Raw genomic sequence first — 21457 nt, 5'->3', positions numbered from 1 at the left:
ATCGGGAAGTCAGAACGTCTCGACCCAGGGCCTGAGCTCGACCTCGAAGCTCCAGGCGCTGCGGTGCTGGCGGTGGACAGCGAGATAGGTCTCGGCGATCGCGTCCGGCGAGAGGCGGCGATCCGGCCGGTCCGGCTCGGTCGCCTGTCCGGGCGGCTCGATCTGGCCGTCGATGATGAAATGCGCAACGTGGATGTTCTTTGGGCTGAGCTCGCGCGCCATCGACTGCGCCAGTCCGCGCAGGCCGAATTTCGGCATGGCGAAACCGGCCGATCCGGAAAAACCCTTGAGGCTGGCGGTGGCGCCGGTGAACAGGATCGAGCCGGAACCGCGCGCCAGCAGCCGCCGCGCCGCCTGCTGGCCGACGAGGAAGCCGCCATAGGCGCCCACCAGCAGCGCCTGTTTCACCGCGTCCGGGTCGAGCTCGGCGATCGGTCCGCGCGTGCGTCCGCTGGCGTTGAAGACGGCAAGCGCAAGAGGGCCCGCCTTGTCGGCGGCCTCGAACAGCCTGGCCACCGACGCAGCATCGGCGACGTCGGTTTCCACGGCCAGAGCGCCGGTTTCTTCGACCAGCGAGGCGAGCTTGCCGGTGTTGCGCGCGGCCAGCACCACCCGAAAGCCTTCCTTGGTCAGGAGACGCGCCAGCGAGGCGCTCAAGCCCTGCCCCGCCCCTGCGATCACCGCGACATCGGTTGCCATGTTGTCCTCCTTGCAAACGTCTTTCCGCCTGCAGCGTCGCGCCTTCGACGACAAGAGGCAAGAAGGCCTGCTCCGGTGCCTGCGTCAGGAGGACGTGGATACCAAAGGCCTGCCTCGCAAGAAGCTGGCATGCAAATCCGAACGGCCTGGCTCAACCCGGGTTGCACGACTTCCTAGGACCGTTCCGCCTTCAGCACCGAGACCGCCGCCTCGCTGTTGTGGATATGGTCGTTGGCGTCGGGCTGGCGCTGCACCAGCAGCAGGAACAGAAGGTCGGTCAGGGTCAGCTGCGCGTCGCGCGCGGTGATCGAGGAGGAACGGGCGCGCTCCTCGTCGGCGATGGTGTAGAGGCGGATGTTGGCGACGCGGCTCAGCGGATTGTCGTGCAGGCCGGTGACGGCGATCACGGTGGTGCCGCGCTTGCGGGCAAGCTCGGCGATGCGCAAGGTTTCGATGCTGGCGCCGGAATGGGAGAGCGCGAACAGCACGTCATCCGGCCCAAGCGTCGAGACATTGGCCATCTGGATGTGGCTGTCGCTGTCGTGCAGGACATTGCGGCCGAGCTTCATCAGCTTGTAGGAGAAATCGCGTGCCACCAGCGAGGAGGCGCCGACGCCGACCAGATGGATGCGGCGCGCGCCATCGAGCAGGTCCAGCGCCCGGGAAAGGATCCGCTCGCTGTTGGCGGCAACGGTCTGCTGCATCGACAGAAGCTTGCTGCCGATCAGCTTCTTGAGGATGACCTGATGGCTGTCGCCGACCTCGATCGAGCCGTGGATGACGCCGGCCGGCACCTGCCATTCCTGCGCCTTGGCCTCGCTGACGGCAAGCTTCAGCTCCTGATAGCTGGCATAGCCGAGCTTCTGGCTGAACTTGACGACGCTCGACTGGCTGCGGCCGATCTCGGCCGCGAGCGCCGCCGTCGACAGGCGCAGCATCTGGTCGGGATTGTCGACGATGTAGCGGCCGATCTCGCGATCGCCCTGCGCCATCGTCTCGAGCTTGGCCTCGATCTTCTTCAGGACGGACATCGAGTTCCCTTGCGCTGGTCACCAGCCGCCCATCGCGGTTGGCAATGCCATGGAATAAATTATTCCAATTTCAATTGACAGCCAAGAATGGTCGATCGAGTGTCAATGGAAGCGGATCGAACCGGGAGTCGGCATGGACAAATTGCGGATCATCGGCGGAAAGCGGCTCGAGGGCGCGGTGACGATCTCGGGCGCCAAGAACGCGGCGCTGCCGCAGATCGCGGCGGCACTGCTCAGCCCCTATCCGCTGCAGCTGACCAACCTGCCTTCCGTCACCGACGTCGAGAACATGCTGGGCGTCGTCGGCCTTCACGGCGCCGCGGTCACCAGGTCCGCGCACGCGGCGACGATAGACACCGGTGCCGCCGTTTCGGCGGAAACGTCCTATGATACGGTCAGAAAAATGCGCGCCACCGTCCTGGTGCTGGGGCCGCTGCTTGCCCGCTTCGGCCATGCCAGGGTGTCGCTGCCGGGCGGCTGCGCCATCGGTGCCCGGCCGGTCGACATGCATGTCGCGGCGCTCGCCGCGCTCGGCGCCGAAATCGGCATCGAAGGCGGATCGATCGTCGCCTCGGCGCCGAACGGCCTCAAGGGCGCGCGCATCGTGCTCAGCTCGCCCTCGGTCGGCGCGACCGAAACGGCGATGATGGCGGCGACGACGGCCAAGGGCGAGACGGAGATCCTCAACGCGGCGCGCGAGCCGGAAGTGGCGGACCTTGCCGCCTGCCTCAACGCCATGGGCGCGCGCATCGAGGGCGCCGGCACGCACCGCATCCTGATCGAGGGCGGCACCAGCTGGCGAGCCGCCACGCATGACATCATCCCCGATCGCATCGAGGCTGGCACCTATGCGGTCGCGGCGGCCATCACCGGCGGCCAGCTTGAGCTCACCCATGCCAGGTTGGAGCACATGGCATCGGTGGTGCAATTGCTGGAGGCCGCCGGGGTGAAAATCTGGCCAGGCGATCGTGGGCTGATCGTGTCGCGCGACGGACCGCTCAAGGCGGTCGACGTCACCACCGAGCCCTATCCGGGATTTCCGACCGACCTGCAGGCGCAGTTCATGGCGCTGATGTGCTGTGCCGACGGCGCCTCGCTGTTGCGCGAGACGATCTTCGAGAACCGTTTCATGCACGTGCCGGAGCTGACGCGGCTCGGCGCCAACATCAAGCTGCAGGGCACGACGGCGCTGGTGCGCGGCGGCGAAAAGCTGCGAGGCGCCCAGGTGATGGCGACGGATCTGCGCGCTTCGGTCTCGCTGGTGCTGGCGGCGCTGGTGTCGGAAGGCGAGACGATCATCAACCGCGTCTACCATCTCGACCGCGGCTATGAGCAGCTCGACCGCAAGCTGCGTCTCTGCGGCGCCGAGATCGAGCGGATCAGCAGATGAGCGTCGACGCGGGCTCGCCGTATTTCTTCCTCGGCGTCGACGGCGGCGGCACCGGCTGCCGGGCCCGCATCGAGGACGAGGCGGGAACCGTTCTCGGGCAAGGCCTGTCCGGCCCGGCGACGACGCGGCTCGGCATCGAGCCCGCCTGGAGCTCCGTCTCGCGGGCCTTCGGCGCGGCGATCGACGAGGCCGGTTTCGGGCCGGCGGAGATCGCCCGGATCCGCGCCGGCATCGGCCTCGCCGGCATCGGCCGCAAGGGTGCGCTGGAGGCGCTCAAGGCGATCGCGCATCCTTTCGCCAGCATCGCTTTCGTCAGCGACGGGGTCGGGGCCTGCCTTGGCGCGCATTCGGGCCAGGACGGCGCCATTGTCATTGCCGGCACCGGCTCGATCGGACTCGGCTTCGTCGATGGGCGCGACCTGCGCGTCGGCGGCTACGGTTTTCCGATCTCGGACGAAGGCAGCGGCGCCGATCTCGGCCTGAAGGCGGTGCGGCTTGCCCTGCGCGCCCATGACGGACGCTACGAGCGGACGGCGCTGCTCGCCGAAGTCATGCAGCGCTTCAAGGACGATCCGATGGAGGCCGTCGCCTGGATGGACCGCGCCAGCGCCACCGACTACGCGGCGCTGGCGCCGATGGTGATCCGCCATGCCGACCAGGGCGACGCGGCCGGGCGGCGGATCGTGCAGAGCGCGGCCGAGCAGGTCGACACTTTCGTGCGGGTGCTGTTCGACAAGGGCGCGCCGCGGGTGACGCTGCTCGGGGGCCTGTCCAGCCCGCTCGAGCCGTGGCTCGCGCCCGACGTGCGCCGGCGTCTGAAGCCCGCCGACGGCGACGCGGTTTCAGGGGCGATCATCCTGGCCAAAAGGTCCCTCGCCGGTCGCTGACGCGTCTCGTCGATAGGAATATTCTATTCCATTCTGTCGTTGACACTGCGAATATTCAATTCTAAAAAGTTAACGAAGCAGAACCGGCCACAAATATGAGCGCCAATGCCGCGACCGCGGCACTGGTCGGCGTCCGGTGCTGCATCAGATTCCCTGCCAAAAGGCAGCGTTTGAAAGCAAGCGGATGAGCGAACACGGCTTGATGTCCGAGCTGGAGCGGTTGGTTTCCGAGGACCGGAACCCGCGCACGATGGACATCGACCTGTTGCCCACCGCCGACGTGCTGCGCCGGATCAATGACGAGGACAAGGGCGTCGCCGCCGCCGTCGACAAGGTCATCCCGGAGATAGCGATGGCCGTCGACCGGATCGTGCAAGCCTTCCAGAAGGGCGCTCGGCTGATCTATATCGGCGCCGGCACCAGCGGCCGGCTGGGCGTCCTCGACGCCTCCGAATGCCCGCCGACCTTCGGCGTTCCCGAAGATATGGTGATCGGCCTCATCGCCGGCGGTGCCGAAGCGCTGGTGCGCGCCGCCGAAGGCGCCGAGGACGATCCGAAGCAGGGCGCGGAGGACCTGCGGGATATCGTCCTCACCGCCGACGACGTGGTGGTCGGCATCGCCGTCAGCGGCCGCACGCCCTACGTCATTGGCGGGCTCAACTACGCCAAGGACGTGGGCGCGACGACGGTGGCGCTGTCCTGCAATCCGCGCTCGACCATTGCCGGCATTGCCGACATCGCCATCTCGCCGGTCGTCGGTCCGGAGGTGCTTACCGGCTCGACCCGGCTGAAGTCGGGCACCGCGCAGAAGCTGGTCCTCAACATGCTGACCACCGCCAGCATGATCCGCATCGGCAAGAGCTACCAGAACCTGATGGTCGACCTCAATCCGTCCAACAAGAAGCTGGTGGCGCGGGCCGTCCGCATCATCATGCAGACGACCGGCTGCACGGCGCAGCAGGCACGGCAGGCGCTGGAGGCGACGGGCAAGGACGTGAAGCTGGCGATCCTGATGGTGATTACCGGCATGGGCGTGGAAGATGCGCGCGAGGCGCTCGGCAAGGCGGGAGGGTTCCTGCGCAAGGCGATCAGCGAAAAGACGGCGTGAAGCCGCACGAGAAAACTGGGCCGACAGTCCGGGGCGCCTGCCCCTTTGAAGCGGTCCGCGGAATTGCAAAGCAAGGTCGAGCGAAATGGGAGACGACAATGGTCAAGCATCTGACGAGGAAACTGGTTTCGGGCATGGCGCTTGCTGCGCTGGTCGGCATCGCCGCCGCGCCGTTGGAGGCAAGTGCCGCGACGCTGCACATGGCCTGGGCGCAGGATGCCACCGGGCTCGACCCGCACAAGCAGACCGCCTTTTCGTCCCTGAGGCTCTTGGAGCTGGTCTATGAACCGCTGGTCAGGGTCGATGCCAGCCTGAAGATCGTGCCGGCGATCGCCGATAGCTGGCAGTTCTCGGCCGACGGCAAGGAACTGAGCTTCAAGCTCAACCCGAAAGCCAAGTTCCAGAACGGCGCCGCCGTCACCTCGGCCGACGTGAAGGCCTCGTTCGAGCGCATCCTCGACGAGAAGACCGGGGCGGCTGCCCGCGCCAATTTCCTGTCGATCGCCAGCATCGACACGCCCGATCCGGCGAGCGTCGTCTTCCACCTGTCGCAGCCGGACGTGCCGCTGCTGACGGCGATGAGCGACGTAAACGCGGCCATCGTTCCGGCCAGCGAGATCGCCGCCGGCTCGATCGGCACCAAGGCGATCGGCTCCGGCCCGTTCAAGCTCGACAAATGGGATCCGAATGCCAAGGAAGTGCTCAGCGCCAACAAGGACTGGGCCGGCGGCGCCACCGGCGTCGACGGCATCGAGATCAGCGTGCTGCCGGACGAGACGGCGATCCTGGCGGCGATGCGCACCAAGCAGATCGACTTCGCGCTGCTCAACGACCCGCTGGTCGCCACGCTGGTGCCGAAGGAAGCCAGCCTGCAGCTCAACCGCGTGCCGGTGCTTGCCTATCACGTGCTGCAGCTCAACCCGTCGCGCAAGCCGATGACCGAGCTGAAGGTGCGGCAGGCGATCTCCTGCGCCATCGACCGGCAGGAGGTGCTGGACACCGCCTCGCTCGGCGAGGGCAAGGTGACCGGGCCGCTGACCATTCCCTCGATGGCCACCGATCCCGGCCAGCTGTTCTGCTACAAGCGCGACGTCGAGAAGGCGAAGAAGCTGATGGCCGAAGCCGGCTTTGCCGACGGCTTTTCGGCGACCGTGATCGGCGCCAACGGCGAGCCGCCGACGGCGGCGGCGGAAGCTCAGGTCATCCAGTCGCAGCTGGCCGAGATCGGCGTCAAGCTCGACATCAAGATGATGGAGCTCAACGTCTATGTCGACGCCTGGCTGAAGGGCGATTTCGACATGGCGGTGGCGCTCAATGGCGGCAGGGCCGACCCCTACACAATGTACAACCGCTACTGGACCAAGGCCGGCAATCTGCAGAAGGTGGCCAATTACATCGACGACACGCTGGACAGCCAGATGCAGAAGGGCCGCGCCGAGACCGATCCGGAAAAGCGCAAGGCCATCTTCGCCGAGTTCGAAAAGCACATCGCCGAGGTTTCGCCGTGGATCTGGCTCTACACCTCCTACAGCTACACGGCGCAGCAGAAGAATGTCGCGGGATTCGTGCCAACGCCAACCGGCACGCTGTTCAGCCTGAGCAAGGTCACGATCCAGCAGTAGCGGCCGAAGCGAGCGGGCGAGAGGTGTTCTTCGCGTGACCTATCTGCTCAGACGCCTGGCGGTGTTTCCTCTCGTTTTGATCGGCGTCTCCATCGTCGTGTTCGTCGCCATCCGGATGGTTCCGGGTGACGCGATCACGGCGATGCTGGGCACCGAGGCGGGGCTTTTGACGCCGCAGCAGCGCGCTGCGCTCGCCGCCTATTTCGGCATCGACCAACCCTGGTTCGTCCAGTACGGGCGCTGGCTGCTCGGCTTGCTGCACGGCGATCTCGGCATTTCGACGACCTATGGCAGGCCGGTGCTCGATGTCATCCTCGAGCGCTTCCCGCTGACGCTCGAGCTGGCGCTACTGTCGATGCTGATCGCGCTTGTGGTCGGCGTGCCCGCCGGCGTCTTCGCCGCCACGCGCAACGAGAAACTCTCCGACCTCGGCGTGCGCATCGCCGCCATGATCGGCCAGTCGACGCCGAATTTCGTGCTGGCGCTGCTGATCATCTACACGCTGTCGGCCGGTTTCGGCGTGCTGCCGGCGATGGGCGAGTTCGCGCCGCTGTGGCAGGATCCGCTGCGCAATCTCGGCCAGTTGATCCTGCCCGCCATCACGCTCGGCTTCGCCTTCGCCGCCTCGGTCACCCGTATATCGCGCTCGGCCATGCTCGACGTCTTGAGCGACGACTATGTGCGCACCGCCCGCAGCAAGGGCGCCTCGGCGCGCAGCGTCATCTGGCGCCATGCCTTGCCCAATGCGCTGATCCCGGTGGTGACGCTGAGCGGCATCGAATTCGGCTATCTCCTCGGCGGCGCCGTCATCGTCGAGCAGATCTATGCGCTGCCCGGCCTCGGACGGCTGGTGCTGGACGCGATCCTGCAGCGCGACTACGCGCTGGTGCAGGGATGCGTGCTGTTCATCGCCTTCAACTTCATGATCGTCAATCTCCTGGTCGACCTCGCCTATGCCGCGCTCGATCCGCGCATCCGACTGGGGGAAAATTGATGCGCATCCTCAAAGCCATCTTCGCCCATACCAGCGGCCGCATCGGCGGTTTCATCGTCGGGCTCTATCTGCTGCTTGCCATGCTTGGCCTGTTTGGGCTGACGCCGCACAATCCGCTGACACAGTACCGTGTCGACCGGCTGCATGCGCCAAGCGCCGCCTACTGGATGGGCACCGACCTGTTCGGCCGCGACGTCGCGAGCCGGCTGATGACGGGCATCGGCCAGTCCTTCACCGTCGCCTTCTTCTCGGTGGCTTTCGCCACGCTCGCCGGCACCGTCCTCGGCCTGGCGGCGGCCTGGTTCGGGCGACGCTGGGACGGCCTGCTGATGCGGATCATGGACGTGCTGCTCGCCTTCCCGGCGATCCTCTTGGCACTGCTCATCGTCGCCGTCGCCGGCCCCGGCACCTGGACCAGCGTGCTTGCCATCGGCATCGTCTACACGCCGATCTTCACGCGCGTGGTGCGCGGCCCGGCGCTGTCGCTCAAGGCGCGCGAATTCGTCGATGCCGCGCGCACCTTCGGCAGCAGCTCGGGCTACATCCTGACCAGGCACCTGTTGCTCAATCTGGTCGCGCCGCTGACCGTCCAGGTCACGCTGGCGCTGGCCTGGGCGCTGCTCACCGAAGCGGGCTTGAGCTTCCTCGGCCTCGGCACGCAGCCGCCCGCCGCCTCGCTCGGGCTGATGCTGAGCGACAGCCGCAATCTTATGGAAACGGCGCCGTGGCTGATGATCTTCCCGGGCATCGCCATCATGATCAGCATCCTCGGCTTCAACCTCTTGGGCGACGCCTTGCGCGACATTCTCGATCCGAAGATGCGGAGGGCGATCGCGTGATCCCGCTGCTTTCCGTATCCGATCTCAGCGTCGGTTTCGGCCGCAAGGCCGAGGCCAATGAAGTTGTCCGTGGCGTGAGCTTCGATCTCGCCGACGGCCAAACGCTCGCCATCGTCGGTGAGAGCGGCTCCGGCAAGTCGGTCACCGCGCTGTCGATCAACCGGCTCGTCGACTTCGGCGGCGGCAAGATCACCGGCGGCTCGATCCGGCTGAGGCGCGGCGACGGCGGCGTGCTCGATCTGGCAGGGGCGGCCGAACCGCAACTGACGAAGATCCGCGGCGCCGAGATCGGCATGATCTTCCAGGAGCCGATGACCTCGCTCAACCCGGTGCTGAGCATCGGCACGCAGATCGCGGAATCGTTCCGCCTGCATCGCGGCCTGACCGGCCGCCAGGCGATTGCCGCGGCCAAGGATGCGCTCGACCGGGTGCGCATCCCCGATGCGGCGCGGCGGCTGAAATACACGCCGAACCAGCTTTCCGGCGGCATGCTGCAGCGGGTGATGATCGCCACGGCGCTTGCCTGCAATCCGCGCCTGCTGATCGCCGACGAGCCGACGACGGCGCTCGACGTGACGGTGCAGGCGCAGATCATGGCGCTGCTGGCCGAGCTGAAGCGCGAGACCGACATGTCGATGATCTTCATCACCCACGATATCGGCCTCGTCGCCGGCATCGCCGACAAGGTGATGGTGATGCAGAACGGACAGGCCGTCGAACAGGGCGAGCTGAACCAGATCCTCGACCATCCGCGGCATGCCTATACGCAGCATTTGCTGCACGCCGTGCCGCATTTCGCCAGCGGCAAGGCAACGCGTTCGGACGGGCGGCGCGAGAAGGCGCCTGACGCCGAGCCGGCGCTCAAGGTCGACGGGCTTGCCGTGCGCTATCCGGTCAGGAGCGGCCTGTTCGGGCGCGCCACCGGCGCAGTGCATGCCGTCGACGGCGTCGATTTCGAGCTGATGCCGGGCGAGACGCTGGCCATTGTCGGCGAGAGCGGCTCCGGCAAGTCGACCACGGCCCGCGCGGTGCTAGGCCTGGTGCGCTCGACGCGCGGCAGCTTTTCGGCCAGCGTCCGCAAGGCCGCCGCCGGGCAGAGCGCACTGCCGATCCAGATGGTGTTCCAGAACCCCTATGCTTCGCTCAATCCCCGACTGACGATCGAGAGCATCCTCGCCGAACCGGTGATCGCCAGCGGCGGCCGCGTGAATGCAGAGACGCGGGCGAGGATGACGACGCTGCTGAAGCGCGTCGGCCTGCCGGAAAACAGCCTGGAGCGCTATCCGCACGAATTCTCCGGCGGTCAGCGGCAAAGGCTGTGCATAGCGCGCGCGTTGATGCTCAACCCGTCCGTCGTCGTGCTCGACGAAGCGGTTTCGGCGCTCGACGTCTCGGTACAGGCTCGGGTGCTGGAGCTTCTGGTCGACCTGCAGCGCGAATTTGGCCTGGCCTATCTGTTCATCTCGCACGACATGGCCGTGGTGGAACGCATCGCGCACCGGATCGCCGTGATCTATGCCGGCCAGATCGTCGAGATCGGCGATGCGAAGTCGGTGCTGTCGGCGCCCAGGCATGCCTACACGAAGAAGCTCATCGCGGCGGTGCCGACCATCGAGCGGCGGCGCCAGCGTTTCGAACTGGACACGCGGCAAGTGCCGTCGCTGGTGCGGCCGCTGGGGTTTGAACCGGGGCCAGCAAAGTGGGATGTGTTTGGGTCGGATCACAGAGTGAGGATCGAGGGGTGAAGGATAGCGCTCAAAGATGCGCAGGCTTGGCGGGACAGCACTCCCCTCCGGCCTGCCGGCCAGAGGGGTGTGGGACGGATCGCTGCCTCTCCGATGGAGGCCGATATTGACCGCCCTCGCCGAGCTCTTCACTCACGCCTTCGCGCCGCTCGAAACCGCGGTGAACGAGGGCCGCATTCCGGGCGGCGTGTTAGGGATTGTCGAGCGCGGCGGCGCCCGCGTTGTGCGTGCAACAGGCCTCGCCCAACGCGTGCCCGAACCCAGGCCCATGCATGAAGGAACCTGGTTCGATCTCGCCTCCCTGACCAAGGTCATCTTCACCACGCCGCGCATTCTCAAGCTGGCGGAGGATGCCGTCATCGACCTCGACACGCCGTTGATCTCGGCGCTGCCGGACCTGCGCCAATATGACGAGAAGGCGTGGGAGCGAAAGGTAACGTTTCGCCAGTGCCTCGGCCACCAGACGCCGTTTCCGGCCGTCGCGCCCATATACACCTATGGCCGCGATCCCGACCTCTTGCGCGCCTTCATCCTGCAGCGCGAATGGCAGGCCGGCATGCCGGTCTATTCCGACATCAACTTCATCCTGCTCGGCTTCGCGATGGAGCGCCTGTCGGGCAAGAGGATCCGCGCCATGGATCCCGGTCCGGGCTTCGCCTTCTCGGCCGCGCCGGACCAGGCGGCGGCGACGGAAGACTGCACCTGGCGCCACCGCGTGCTCTCAGGCGAGGTGCATGACGACAATTGCTCGGCGCTCGAGGGCGCCGGCCATGCCGGCCTGTTCGGCACGGCTGCCTCGGTCCTCGATTTCGCGCAAGGGCTGCTCGACGGCACCGGCGCCTCGCCGGCCTCGATCGCGCTGATGCGGGCGCCGCTGTCGGCCACCCGCACCCATGGCTGGGAACGCCCTTACGAAGGCTGGTCCGGCGGCGGGCTCTGCAGCCCCGGCACGATCGGCCATACCGGCTTCACCGGCACCGGGCTGTGGATCGACTTCGACAAAGGCAGGGCCTGGACCTTGCTCACCAACCGGATCCATCCGACACGTCATTTCAACAGCGGAATCGCCGCGCTTCGCCAGGCTGTCGGCGATCGGATCAACGAGGACTAGCAACCCATGCAACCAATCTGGGCCGTCGGCCTGATGACCGGCACCGTGCTTGACGGCAATATCGACGTCGCGCTGATCAGGACCGACGGCGAGCGGATCGCCGATTTCGGCACCTATGCGCTGGCGCCCTACTCGCAATCGATCCGTACCCTGCTGGAGGAGACGCTGCTGAAGGCGCGCGCGTGGAACTTCACCGGACCGGAACCGGCGATCTTCCGCGAGGCCGAGGAGGCGCTGACGCGCGCGCAATCGGCGGCCGTGAAGGACCTTGTCGAAGGCCATGGCCTGACCATGGCCGATATCGGCGTCGTCGGCTTCCACGGCCAGACGGTGCTGCATCGCGCGCCGGAGACCGGCCGGCTCGGCCAGACCCGCCAGCTCGGCGACGGCGAGCTGATGCACTCTATCCTCGGAACCAAGGTCGCCTACGACTTCCGCTCGGCCGACATGCGCGCCGGCGGACAGGGCGCGCCACTGGCGGCCGCCTATCACACCGCGCTGCTGCGCGCGGCGGATGCCAACGGCGACATGGCGGTGCTCAATCTCGGCGGCGTCGCCAACATCACCTGGTGGGACGGCAAGGACAATGTCGTCGCCTTCGACACCGGACCGGCCAACGCGCCGCTCAACGATTTCATCAAGGCAAAGGGGCTTGGCGACATGGATCGCGACGGCGCGCTGGCGCGCGCCGGCACGGTGGACGAGGCGCGGCTCGCAAGGCTGCTGCAACATCCCTATCTGACCAAGCCCTATCCGAAATCGCTCGACCGTTTCGACTTCACCGCCGCGATGGCCGAAGGCCTCGGCGCCGAGGATGGCGCAGCCTTGCTGACCGCCTTCACCGCCGCCGCCGTCGGCAAGGCGCTCGACCTTCTGCCGCATCGGCCGAAACGGCTGGTGGTCAGCGGCGGCGGCCGCCACAACCCGACGATGATGGCGATGCTCGCCAGCCGTTCCGGCGTCGAGGCCGTGCAAGCCGAGACGCTGGGCTGGAAGGGCGACGCGGTCGAGGCGGAGTGTTTTGCGTTCCTGGCGGTGCGGGTGCTGCGCGGCCTGCCGATCAGTTTTCCGAGCACGACCGGCGTGCCGCAGCCGATGCGCGGCGGGAAGCTCGCCGGGTAGGTTTTGGTTGACGCAATTCCGGACCGCCGATCAGGCGGCAGTCAGGCTCTTCTGCAGGAAGATGCGGCTGCGGCCGATGGGGAAATCGGGCAGCGTGCCGAACCGCTGGTAACCCTGGCGCTCATAGGCCCTCGCCGCCTTGGGATTGAAGGTGTCGATCCAGGCGCCGTGGCAGCCGCGCGCCACCGCCTCCTGTTCGGCCGCCTGCAGCATCTGGCCCGCCATGTGCTGGCCGCGCAGGCTCTCGTCGACCCACAGCCATTGCACGAAGAGCCAGCCCCAGGCGGTGTAGCCGGAGATGCCGGCGACGACCTTGCCAGCCTCGTCGCGAACGAAGACGGCGAGCGCCTTTCGGCCCGAGGCGCCGACATCGGCGTCGTTGAAGGCCGTGAGTTGCTCGCCGAGGAAGGCGAGTTCCTGCGCCGAAGGATCGGCGGTGGTCTCAAGCGTCGTCTTCATCGCTTCGTCCAGTTCGGTTCCATTTGCCAGCCTTAGCGAAGGACCGAACAGGGACGCAAGCTTACTGCTGGGCAGTGCCTGCCGAGCGCCATGCCGCCGCCGAAGCGGCGACCAGCATCAGCAGGGCCGCGATCACGGCGCAATTGGCGAAGCCGAGGCTCGTATAGAGCGGGCCGAAGCCGGCGGTGCCGATGGAGACGGCGAGATAGGTGACGGAGCTGTTCAGGCCCATGATGGTGCCGCGCTGCGTGGGGTCGAGCGCGGTCAGGCGCATCACCAGGACGTTCAGCCCGAAATGGTTGGCAAGGCCCCAGAGGGCGATCGTCGCCATGAGCAGGCCGAAGCTGCCGCTGGCGGTGGCCATGGCGACATAGACGGCCGCCACCAGCAGATAGGCGAACGGCATGACGCGCCGGGCGCCGAGGCGGTCGATGACGCCGTCGAGCAGTGCCGCCGCGCCAAAGCCGAAACCATAGGCGAGTGCCGCCAGGCCATTGGCGCTGACCGGCTCGCCGAGGCCCTGGTGAAGGTGATCGCCGAGATAGCCGTAGACGCCGTAGAAGGCGGTCATGAAGGCGCCGCAGGCGATCAGCAGCGGCAGGATGCCGGGAACGGCGAGGGCGCCGAGCGGCGAAGGCGCCGGGCCGCTTTTCTTGCTGTCGCGCAGCGAACTCATTGTCAGGCCGACGACGGCGGTCGCGGCCAGGAGCGCGACGGCGGCGAAGACGGCGCGCCAGTGCACGAGATCGGCAAGCACGGCCGACAGCGAGACGCCGGCCACCATGGAGAGCGTCCAGCCGGTCAGCACGACGCCGATGGTGCCGCTTTCGCGGCCGGGCGGCGCGATCGCCGCCGAACTCGCGTAGATCGCCGGCATGGCGACGCCGGCGGCGATGCCGGCGACCAGCTGGGCCGCGACCAGCGCCGTCACCGTCGGTGCCAGCGCGCTGGCGACCAGGGCCAGCGCCAGCAGCAGCAATGCGCCCTGCAGCATGCGGCGCGCGCCCACCCGGTCGATATAGCGGGCAAGGAAGAGCGCGCTGGCCGAGGTGCCGAGGCCAAAGGCAGCGGCCGCGCTCATCACCGCCGGCACGCTCGTCCCGAACGAGGTCGCCACGGCGGGCGCGATCGGGCCGAGAACCAGCGAGTTGGAACCGATGACGGCGATGCAGCCGGTCAGGAGATAGGCGAGCGCCGGGATCGGCGGCCGGGGCGCCGCCACCAGAATTGCTGATTGATCACTGTTCGACATATGCTCATAATGGCCGTATTTAATTCGGCATCAATGAGGAATTCCGATATGGATGAAGAAACAGATGGCATTCAGCGGAACAGGCAGCCTACCCGCGATATCGACCCTATCGACCGAAAGATATTAGGCATCCTGGTCGACGACGCGACCATCAGCTACGCCGAGCTCGGCGATCGCGTCGGCCTGTCGCCGCCGGCGGCGCATGAGCGGGTGAAGCGCCTCAAGCGCAGCGGCGCCATCCGCGCCACGGCGGCGATCATCGATCCCAGAGCGGTGAAGAAGCCGCTGCTCGCCTTCGTGCATATCGACACCAGGGGCTGGGGCAAGACGCCGGAGCTGATGGCGGTGTCCGAATTCCCCGAAGTCGAGGAGATCCATACGGTGGCCGGCGACACCTGCATGCTGCTCAAGGTCCGCACCGAGGACACGCGCGCGCTGGAGGGATTGCTGTCACGGCTTTACGAAACGCCGGGCGTCACCTCGACGCGCAGCTATGTGGTGCTGTCGACGTATCTCGAGCGGCCGGTGCAGCCCGGCATCACCCAGGAATGGCCGGCGCCCCGGCATATGGCGACGCCGGTCTACTAGAGCATGATGCCGAAAAGTGTGAAGCGGTTTTCGGGCGACATCATGCTCTATTTCTCTGATTTAGAGCCGGATTCAGATTTCAGGTCGATTCGACCTGAAATCATCCGGCTCTAGGCGTTACCCTCACTGAAAGCTGCACACGCTTCTGCACAAAATTTACGCATGCAATAATTTCTCATAACGCGTTGAAACTTGAAAACTTGTCTGTAAAGTTTCACCTTGCAGGTGCGCGCCGGCGCGCTCTAAGTAGGTGCCGGGGCAGTCGCATGGAACCGAGGATTCTTCGGATGTCCATGCCGCGAGGGTTGGAATGGCGATGACGCACAAGACCATGGAGGATTTCGCCCGTTCCTGCGGCGTCTCCAGACCGACGCTGTCGAAATATTTCGACGATCCGACCAGCGTCAAGCCGGCGACCAGAAAGCGCATCGAGGAGGCGCTGCGCTCCTCCGACTATCAGCCGAATCTGTTCGCCCGCAACCTCAACCGCAAGCGCACCCGCAGCATCGGCATCGTCGTGCCGACGGTGACCGACCCGTTCTATTCGGAAATGGTCAGCCGCATCGAGCTTCGGCTGCGCGACGAAGGCTATTGGCCGATCGTCATTTCCTCGCACGGCTCGACCGAGCTCGAGGTCGAGGCGACGCGGACCATCCTGTCCTTGAAGGTCTCCGGCGCGCTCGTCGCGCCGCTCGGGCGGCGCTCCGATCACCGCACGCTGGAGAAGCTGACGCAGGCCATCCCGATCGTTTATTTCGACACTTATCTCGATGGCGGCACGCCCTTCGTCGGCAACAACAACACGCAGAGCGTCGCGACGATCGTCGAGTATCTCTGCCGATCGGGCGACGCGCCGGTCTATTTCGACATCCCGCATGTCAACCACAACTCGCCCGAACGGCTGGCCAGCTATGTCGCCTCGATGAAGCGGCTCGGGCATGAGCCGATCGTCATAGGCAATACCAGGGACTACACTTGGGATTTCGAGCGGATCGGCTACGAACAGACCGAGAGGATGCTCGGCAGTGGCGGCCTGCCGGGCAAGACCATCCTGTGCAACAACGATCGTCTCGCCTTCGGCGTGATGGCGGCCGCCTTCTCGAAGGGGATCAAGGTCGGCCGCAAGGCGGACTGCGACCTCAGGGTCGCGGCGCATGACGATCATCCGCTCAGCCGCTACACCTGCCCCGGCCTCACCACCATGGCGCAGGACTTCGCCGCCATGGCCGGGCGCAGCGTCGAAACGCTGCTGGGGCTGCTCAACGAGGACGGGACGGCGGTGGCGCCCAAGGTCAATCTCGACGCGACGCTGGTGATGCGCCAGTCGGCGTGACCTGAACCTCGACAGACCCGACCCAACTCAACCGGGATCGAAGCTCCGCCAGGCGGCGACCGCCGCCTCGACAGCCTGCCGCGATGCCGGGCCGTGGCGGCCCATCGAGACGAAGCCGTGGATCTGGCCCGGCCAGCGCTTGAGCACCACCGGCACGCCGTCGTTATGGAGACGCCTGGCATAGGCCTCGCCCTCGTCGGCGAGGATGTCGTGGCCGGCGATGGCGACGAAGGCGGGGGCGGCACCGGCAAGGCCTTTGGTCTTCAGCGGCGAGACGCGCCAGTCGTCGATGTCGCCGGCGTCGCGAACATATTGGTCGCGGAACCATGCCATGGTCGAGGCGGTCAGGCCGAAACCCTCGGCGAAGCGTCGGTAACTGTCCGCCGTCTGCGCGGCATCGGTGTTGGGGTAGAGCAGAAGCTGTGCGGTCACCGGAATCCGGTCGTCCCGCGCGAGCAGGCTGAGCACGGCGGCGAGATTGCCGCCGGCGCTGTCGCCCGCAACGGCGATGCGCCCAGCATCGATGCCGAGAGCGGCGGCCTCATCCCGCATGAAGGAGAGCGCGGCGCGGCAGTCCTCGACCGCCGCCGGAAACTTGTGCTCCGGCGCCAGCCTGTAGGCGGGCGAAACGACGACGCATGCCGCGATGTTGGCGAACCAGCGGCAGATCTCGTCATGCGAGTCGAGATTGCCGATCACCCAGCCACCGCCGTGCAGATAGAGCAGCGCGGGAGCAGCCCGGGACGGAGCCCCCTGCCCGCGATAGATTCTTACCACCAGCGATCCGCCGGGTCCGGCGAGCGTGCGCTCGCCGACCAGGCCGACCGGCTCGCGCTCGCCCTGCAGGTCCGGAGAGCCCTGGTCATAGGCGCGGCGCGCCTCTTCGGGCGTGCCGGTCTCGAACGGCGGGGCGGCGGCCTGCCGGCCGAGATCGAGCACGTGGCGGGCTTGCGGATCGAGCCCGGCTGCCGTCGAGGGCGATGTCGTCATCGGGCGGCCTCCCGTCAGGCCAGCAGGCTCGTCGCCTCGTCCTCGGCGAGAAGCGGCGGCTGGTCGACGGTGCCATTGACAGCAACCGATCCGCGGCGCTCGCCCGAGGCGAGGATCGCCTCCATGATCTCCAGCACATGCAGCGCCAGTTCGCCGGAGGCGCGCGGCCTCCTGCCCTCGGACAGCGACCGGACCAGATCGGCGACACCGAGCATGCGGTAGTTGGCGCGGTCGGGCGCGGCATAGGGCCAGTTGCGCGCGCCGTAGAGCTCGCTGTCGCTCTCGAAATCCTTCCACTCGGCGCCGCGCGCCGACAGCGAGACGGTGCCGCCGAACGTGTCGGGATCGGGGAGTCTCAGCGAGCCCTCGGTGCCGTGCAGTTCGATCGGATGGTTGGAGTGCCTGAAGACATCCCAGGAGGCGCCGAAGGTGACGCTGGCGCCGGAGCGGAATTCGAGCAGCGACAGGATGTTGGTCGGCGTGCCGACCTTGAAGCTGGTGTTTTTGAAGGGACCGTCGGCGGTGATCAGCCGCTCCTCCTGGCCGCGCGTCGCCATGGCCATGACGCTGGCGACCGGGCCGAGCAGGTTGACCAGCATCGTCAGGTAGTAAGGGCCCATGTCGAAGACCGGGCCGCCGCCGGGCTGGTAGTAGAATTGCGGATTGGGATGCCAGTGCTCCATGCCGCGCCCCATCATGAAGGCGGTGCCGGTCACCGCGCGGCCGATGGCGCCCTCATCCATCAGGCGGCGCGCGCGGCGCCCGGCGGCACCGAGGAAGGTGTCGGGAGCCGAGCCGAGCAGCAGGCCGCGGCTGGCTGCTTCGGCGACCAGCCGGCGGCCGTCGCCGGCCGAGGTTGCCAGCGGCTTTTCGGTGAAGACGTGCTTGCCGGCCGAAAGCGCCGAGAACGAGATGTCGAAGTGCGCCGCCGGTATCGTCAGGTTGAGGACAAGGTCGATGTCCGGGTCGGCCAGCAACGCGTCGACGCCGAGCGCGCGGATGCCGTATTCCTTGGCACGGAGCGCCGCCATGTCGGCGGAAATGTCGGCACAGGCGCGCAACTCCATCCCGCCGAACAGAGCCGCATTGCGCAGATAGGTCATCGAGATGTTGCCGCATCCGATGACACCGATGCCGAGCTTTGTCTTTGATTTTCCGTGCATTTTCGATCGTACCTCCCAACGCGGCCACGGCTTGGCCGCACCCTGGCGCAAGCAATGGATCACAATCGAAAGCCGCTATACAACATTTTAATTCTTGACGCGCGTAAAAATTTTATGGAGCATATGAAAACGCTGACGCAGCAGGATTTTGAAAACAACCGATTGGGGAATTTTGAACTCATGAGCCTCGGAACCAAGGTGCGCCTTGCGCGCCTCTTCTCGCATCCATCGGGGAACCTTTTTGGCGGCGCGGTCGACCACTTCGTCGGCTATGGCGACGTGCGCAAAGGCGGCCTTGCCGACCTGCCGGGGGCGCTGGCGCGCGTCATGGCGGGCAAACCCGACTATGTCAGCATCCAGCCTGGCACCGCCCGCCATTTGTGGCCGCAATATGCGGGCAAGGCTTCCCTGGTGATCCAGGCGGGCTGCTTCACTCCGGACGATCGCATCAGCGAGCTGATCGCAACGCCCGAGGATGCGGTGCGCGCGGGGGCCGATGCATTGGCAGTGGCCATTCCGGTGCGCGGCGCGACCGAGGGCAAGTACATACGCTGGCTGACCGATTCGGTGAACGCGGCGGCTCGCTACGGCATGCCGGTGGTGGCGCATATCTACCCTCGCGATTTCACCGACGGGGCGAAAATCGTCTTCACCCCCGACGAGATCGCCTATGCGGCGCGCATCGGCTACGAGTCCGGCGTCGACGTGATCAAGATCGGCTACACGGGCGATTTCGAGTCGTTCCGAGAGACCGTCCGGACCTGCCCGGTGCCGGTTGTGATCGCGGGTGGTCCGAAGACCGATACGCTGCTCGGCGCGCTTCAGCAGACGGCGGACGCCATCCGTGCCGGCGCGCGCGGTGCCGTGGTCGGCCGCAATCTCTGGGGGCATGGCGATCCGCAGAAGGCGGCGCTTGCCTTTCGCGGCGTCATCCATGACGGCCTGTCGGCAAAAGACGCCCTGGCGAAGGCGGGTGCCTGAACCATGCCCGCCGTCCCCTCGATCCTCGGCTTCGGCGCTATTGCGATCGACGACATCGTCTATGTCGATCAGCCGTTGTCGGCGGGCAAGGGAAAGGTTCTGCAAAGTGCCCGGGCTTTCGGCGGAAATGTCGCGACGGCGCTGGCCGCCGTCGCGCGGCTCGGCGGAACCGCCGGGTTTGTCGGATGGCTGGGCAGTGCCGCGGACGACGCCGTGCTGTGCGATCTCGTTGCGAGCGGCGTTGAAACCGCATTCGCACCGCGCCACCCGGACGCGCGCCCGGTGCGCTCGCGCATCACAGTCGGCTCGGACGGGGAACGGTTCATCGCCTATGACGACGAAGCGATGCTGGGCACCACGCCGGACTTTCCGGACGATATCCTCAGCCGGGCAGCCGTCCTGATCGTCGATAGCTACGCGATCCGGTCGCTGGATGTCGTGGCCCGGGCTCGCGATCTCGGCCTTGCGATCCTCGGCGATATCGAATGGAGCAGCGGCCCGGACACCCAGAGGCTGATCGCGCTCTGCGACCATCTCATTCTTCCCCTCGGCTTTGCGCGGACTGCCACGGGCCGCCGATCGCCGGCCGAGATGCTCGATGCGCTATGGTTGCCGTCGCGGTCCGCCGTGGTTCTGACCGATGGCGGCAGGGGCGTCTACTATCGCGGGCGCGACGAGACAGGGCTCTGGCACCTGCCCCCGCACCGGGTTGACGTCGTCGACTCGACCGGCGCCGGTGACTGCTTTCATGGCGCCTATGCCCATGCATTGACGCGCGGGGCCGACACCGCAGGCCGGGTCGCGTTCGCGGCCGCGGCCGCAGCCCTGTCCGTAACGGGACGTGGCGGGCGCGAAGCGCTGCCCACCAACGACCAGGTCACGAAACTTCTGACCTCTGCGAACGCTCCGTCAGCGGTCGAACTGAGACTTGTGGAGGAGGAAGATGGCAGAAGTCATTCTTGAGAATATCTGCAAGACCTACGGGAACAATTTTCACGCCATCGACCAATTGAACCTGTCGGTCGAGGACGGCGAGTTCCTGATCCTCGTCGGCCCGTCCGGCTGCGGTAAATCCACCGCGTTGCGAATGATCGCGGGGCTGGAGGACGTCACCAGCGGCAGCCTTCGGATCGGCGGCGTCGACGTCGTCGACATGCCGCCCAAGGACCGCGACATTGCCATGGTCTTCCAGAGCTATGCGCTCTACCCGCACATGACAGTGTTCGAAAACATCGCCTTTTCGATGCGGCTGGCGGGCAAGCCGAAGGCCGAGCGCAGGAAGCGCGTGGACGAGATCGCCAAGACCCTGCAGCTGACGTCGCTGCTGGACAGCAAACCCGCGAACCTTTCAGGCGGACAGCGTCAAAGGGTTGCCATGGGCCGCGCCATGGTGCGCGAGCCGGCCGCCTTTCTCATGGACGAACCCCTTTCCAATCTGGACGCGAAACTGCGTGTCCAGATGCGCGCGGAAATCACCAGCCTGCAAAAGCAGCTCGGCGTCACGACCATATACGTGACCCACGACCAGACCGAAGCGATGACGATGGGTGACAGGGTCGCGGTGTTGAAGGGCGGCGTGCTGCAGCAGGTCGACACACCCAAGCGGCTCTATGAATCGCCGGTGAACGCCTTCGTTGCCGGCTTCATCGGTTCTCCTTCGATGAACCTTTTCGAGGCGACCCTGACGGGCGACGAACTGACGTCCGGCACCTTCGGCGTCCGGCTGCAGGATGCAGCCTTCGTGCGCAGGCCGGGCTTGAGGTCGTATGCGGGGCGCAAGGTCGTGTTCGGGATCCGCCCGGAGCATCTCTATGACAGCAGCCTCGAATCCGGCCGCAAGTATCAGACGATACCGGCAAAGGTGACCTCGATCGAGGAACTCGGGTCGGAACATATCGTCCATCTGAACATCGACGCGGTCCGGGTGGACTCCGGCGACCCGGACGCGGTGGAGGATTACGGCCTGACGTCGAACGCGGTGGCGAAATTCGAACCGGACAGCGCAGTCCGCTCCGGCTCGGAAATCCGGTTGGCCCTGGATGACAGCAAGCTCCATTTCTTCGATCCCGAGACGCATCTGGCGATCTGAAGAATTGCGGCAGAGCCGGCGGGCGAGAGCGAGGCGCCCGCGAATGAAGACTTC

Annotated in this window: 20 protein-coding genes; 14 read left to right on the top strand and 6 right to left on the bottom strand. The window is 66.5% G+C overall.

All coding sequences use genetic code 11. The annotated features are described in order from the left end of the window. Positions 1–9 precede the first annotated feature (9 nt). Together EN846_RS05225 and EN846_RS05220 are read right to left on the bottom strand one after the other, a co-directional pair. Entirely contained in the window at positions 10–699 is a 690-nt protein-coding gene (locus EN846_RS05225; protein ID WP_127393916.1) for an SDR family NAD(P)-dependent oxidoreductase, read from the bottom strand. Between the two features lie 173 nt (positions 700–872). After that, entirely contained in the window at positions 873–1730 is an 858-nt protein-coding gene (locus EN846_RS05220; RefSeq protein ID WP_127393917.1) for a MurR/RpiR family transcriptional regulator, read from the bottom strand. A 133-nt stretch (positions 1731–1863) separates the two neighbouring features. Between EN846_RS05220 and murA the strand changes: the two genes are divergently transcribed. The 9 genes from murA to EN846_RS05175 all read left to right on the top strand — a co-directional run bounded on the left by murA (position 1864) and on the right by EN846_RS05175 (position 12548). Then, complete coding sequence (gene murA, locus EN846_RS05215) at positions 1864–3120, top strand: UDP-N-acetylglucosamine 1-carboxyvinyltransferase (RefSeq protein ID WP_135858497.1); 1257 nt, start codon at positions 1864–1866, stop codon at positions 3118–3120. Further along, on the top strand, positions 3117–4007 hold the full coding sequence (locus EN846_RS05210) for an N-acetylglucosamine kinase (protein ID WP_127394305.1): 891 nt from the start codon (positions 3117–3119) through the stop codon (positions 4005–4007). Before murA ends, EN846_RS05210 begins: the two co-directional genes overlap by 4 nt. A gap of 184 nt (positions 4008–4191) precedes the next feature. Further along, positions 4192–5115, top strand: a complete 924-nt coding sequence (gene murQ / locus EN846_RS05205) for an N-acetylmuramic acid 6-phosphate etherase (RefSeq protein ID WP_128346998.1) — start codon at positions 4192–4194, stop codon at positions 5113–5115. Between the two features lie 98 nt (positions 5116–5213). Then, entirely contained in the window at positions 5214–6737 is a 1524-nt protein-coding gene (locus tag EN846_RS05200) for an ABC transporter substrate-binding protein (protein WP_127394188.1), read from the top strand. A gap of 34 nt (positions 6738–6771) precedes the next feature. Then, positions 6772–7731, top strand: coding sequence for an ABC transporter permease (locus tag EN846_RS05195; RefSeq protein ID WP_128346173.1), 960 nt, complete (start codon positions 6772–6774; stop codon positions 7729–7731). Beyond that, positions 7731–8570 carry an ABC transporter permease gene (locus tag EN846_RS05190; RefSeq protein ID WP_127391396.1) on the top strand — a complete coding sequence of 280 codons (840 nt, stop codon included), beginning with the start codon at positions 7731–7733 and terminating at the stop codon, positions 8568–8570. The genes EN846_RS05195 and EN846_RS05190 overlap by 1 nt, the downstream gene beginning before the upstream one ends. Further along, positions 8567–10315 carry an ABC transporter ATP-binding protein gene (locus tag EN846_RS05185; RefSeq protein ID WP_127391397.1) on the top strand — a complete coding sequence of 583 codons (1749 nt, stop codon included), beginning with the start codon at positions 8567–8569 and terminating at the stop codon, positions 10313–10315. Before EN846_RS05190 ends, EN846_RS05185 begins: the two co-directional genes overlap by 4 nt. 106 nt (positions 10316–10421) lie before the next feature. Next, entirely contained in the window at positions 10422–11426 is a 1005-nt protein-coding gene (locus EN846_RS05180; protein WP_245478318.1) for a serine hydrolase, read from the top strand. A gap of 6 nt (positions 11427–11432) precedes the next feature. Next, positions 11433–12548: an anhydro-N-acetylmuramic acid kinase gene (locus tag EN846_RS05175; protein ID WP_127391398.1), complete on the top strand. Its 1116-nt coding sequence runs from the start codon at positions 11433–11435 to the stop codon at positions 12546–12548. 30 nt (positions 12549–12578) lie between these two features. On the opposite strand, the gene EN846_RS05170 is transcribed toward EN846_RS05175, so the two are convergent. Together EN846_RS05170 and EN846_RS05165 are read right to left on the bottom strand one after the other, a co-directional pair. Then, positions 12579–13007, bottom strand: a complete 429-nt coding sequence (locus EN846_RS05170; RefSeq protein ID WP_127310595.1) for a GNAT family N-acetyltransferase — start codon at positions 13005–13007, stop codon at positions 12579–12581. A gap of 61 nt (positions 13008–13068) precedes the next feature. Beyond that, on the bottom strand, positions 13069–14259 hold the full coding sequence (locus EN846_RS05165; protein ID WP_127310596.1) for an MFS transporter: 1191 nt from the start codon (positions 14257–14259) through the stop codon (positions 13069–13071). A gap of 48 nt (positions 14260–14307) precedes the next feature. Between EN846_RS05165 and EN846_RS05160 the strand changes: the two genes are divergently transcribed. Both EN846_RS05160 and EN846_RS05155 read left to right on the top strand, forming a co-directional pair. Next, positions 14308–14847 carry an Lrp/AsnC family transcriptional regulator gene (locus EN846_RS05160; RefSeq protein ID WP_127310597.1) on the top strand — a complete coding sequence of 180 codons (540 nt, stop codon included), beginning with the start codon at positions 14308–14310 and terminating at the stop codon, positions 14845–14847. A 310-nt stretch (positions 14848–15157) separates the two neighbouring features. Next, positions 15158–16180, top strand: coding sequence for a LacI family DNA-binding transcriptional regulator (locus EN846_RS05155; RefSeq protein ID WP_127310598.1), 1023 nt, complete (start codon positions 15158–15160; stop codon positions 16178–16180). A 27-nt stretch (positions 16181–16207) separates the two neighbouring features. Here the strand turns inward: EN846_RS05155 and EN846_RS05150 are convergent, their stop codons facing one another. Together EN846_RS05150 and EN846_RS05145 are read right to left on the bottom strand one after the other, a co-directional pair. Next, entirely contained in the window at positions 16208–17170 is a 963-nt protein-coding gene (locus EN846_RS05150) for an alpha/beta hydrolase (RefSeq protein ID WP_127282929.1), read from the bottom strand. A gap of 14 nt (positions 17171–17184) precedes the next feature. Further along, complete coding sequence (locus tag EN846_RS05145) at positions 17185–18333, bottom strand: Gfo/Idh/MocA family oxidoreductase (RefSeq protein WP_127391399.1); 1149 nt, start codon at positions 18331–18333, stop codon at positions 17185–17187. Positions 18334–18513: 180 nt separating this feature from the next. Here EN846_RS05145 and EN846_RS05140 point away from each other — a divergent pair, with 180 nt between their 5' ends. From EN846_RS05140 to EN846_RS05130, 3 genes are read left to right on the top strand one after another with little or no spacing between them, the layout of a single operon-like run. Then, the gene (locus EN846_RS05140; RefSeq protein WP_127309046.1) at positions 18514–19314 is read left to right on the top strand and encodes a class I fructose-bisphosphate aldolase; all 801 of its coding nucleotides are present in this window, start codon (positions 18514–18516) and stop codon (positions 19312–19314) included. A gap of 3 nt (positions 19315–19317) precedes the next feature. Beyond that, the gene (locus EN846_RS05135) at positions 19318–20277 is read left to right on the top strand and encodes a PfkB family carbohydrate kinase (RefSeq protein WP_127309045.1); all 960 of its coding nucleotides are present in this window, start codon (positions 19318–19320) and stop codon (positions 20275–20277) included. Further along, positions 20258–21403 (top strand): ABC transporter ATP-binding protein, encoded by a 1146-nt coding sequence (locus tag EN846_RS05130; RefSeq protein WP_127309044.1) that lies wholly within the window; start codon positions 20258–20260, stop codon positions 21401–21403. Before EN846_RS05135 ends, EN846_RS05130 begins: the two co-directional genes overlap by 20 nt. Positions 21404–21457: the final 54 nt, after the last annotated feature.

This window comes from Mesorhizobium sp. M4B.F.Ca.ET.203.01.1.1 (genome assembly GCF_004791025.1).
Classification (GTDB): domain Bacteria; phylum Pseudomonadota; class Alphaproteobacteria; order Rhizobiales; family Rhizobiaceae; genus Mesorhizobium; species Mesorhizobium abyssinicae.
This window is presented reverse-complemented; position numbering and strand designations above follow the sequence as displayed.